2 protein-coding genes are annotated in these 1,081 nt (G+C 34.0%); both read right to left on the bottom strand.

Annotated elements, in window-relative coordinates; all coding sequences use genetic code 11:
- Nucleotides 1–96: 96 nt before the first annotated feature.
- Nucleotides 97–480: a DUF86 domain-containing protein gene (locus J7J33_05475; GenBank protein ID MCD6168728.1), complete on the bottom strand. Its 384-nt coding sequence runs from the start codon at nt 478–480 to the stop codon at nt 97–99.
- Nucleotides 473–766 carry a nucleotidyltransferase family protein gene (locus J7J33_05470; protein MCD6168727.1) on the bottom strand — a complete coding sequence of 98 codons (294 nt, stop codon included), beginning with the start codon at nt 764–766 and terminating at the stop codon, nt 473–475. The genes J7J33_05475 and J7J33_05470 overlap by 8 nt, the downstream gene beginning before the upstream one ends.
- Nucleotides 767–1,081 lie beyond the last annotated feature (315 nt).

The raw sequence follows: 1,081 nt of genomic DNA, 5'->3' as shown, positions 1-1,081 counted from the left end.
CTTCGTCTTTTTCTATCAATACCGTAAATTGACATCCCATTTTTCCCTCCTAACTATGACTTTTTGTAGTGCCCATGGGGGCAGGACACAACTTATTTATTTGTCTTCAATTTCCAAATCTTTTATCATTCTTCTAACAACTTCAAGCATTAAAGGTAGATGCTTTTGACATACAATAAAAACGACTTCTTCATCTATATCAAAATAGTGATGGGCAATAACATCTCTCATTTTCTTTGCTTTGTCCCATTCAACCTGAGGATACTTCAGTAAAAACTTACCTTCTGTAATTTTGTCTATCTGTTTTAAAGCTTCTCCTATAGCTATCAATTGCATACATATAGAATCCAGCTTTTCTAAACCCTCTTCATCACTTACAAAATCATTAGGATTATTAATTACAGAAAACCTTTTTAAAACAATATTAATTGAATTTTCTATTTGTCTTAATATATCTAAAACAAGCTCTTTGTCATACATAAATCGCTTCTTTCTTAATCCTCATTTTCAAAATTTTGTTCAAATTTTTTCTCATCCTGATTAAATCAACCTTACAACCAAGTAACTTATTAAGTTCTTCTTTAATATCCAATAAAATAAAAGGACCCATTACATTTTCTACTTCTATCACCACATCTACATCACTACTGTCTCTCACATCTCCCCTTGCTACAGAACCAAAAACTCCCAATTTAGTAATACCATATTTTTTTTCTAAAATGGGTTTATATCTCCTTAGTTCATTTAAAATCCTTTCCCTATTCATATATCTCCTCACATTTTGCACCGGGCACCTCTGGGCAAATAGCCCAATATCCACCTTCAGGGGCGGGCTCAATAATTGCTGTAAACTCAGCTTTCATGTCTTTCCTCCTATTAAAAGTTCCTCATACTCCGCCATTTTTCTTTTCACAAAATCCCGTGCCTTGCCTTTTCTTTGATGTATTGGGGTGCTGGGTTTTGGGTGCTGGGTGCTGGGTAAGATGATAATCCGATACCTATTTTTTTACCTAATACCCAATACCCAATACCTAACACCTAACATTTCAACAACTTCTCATATTCCGCCATCTTTCTTTTT

The organism is Caldisericia bacterium (assembly GCA_021158845.1).
Taxonomy (GTDB): domain Bacteria; phylum Caldisericota; class Caldisericia; order B22-G15; family B22-G15; genus B22-G15.
Note: the sequence above shows the minus strand (reverse complement) of the source record. Positions and strands in the feature narration are given on the sequence as shown.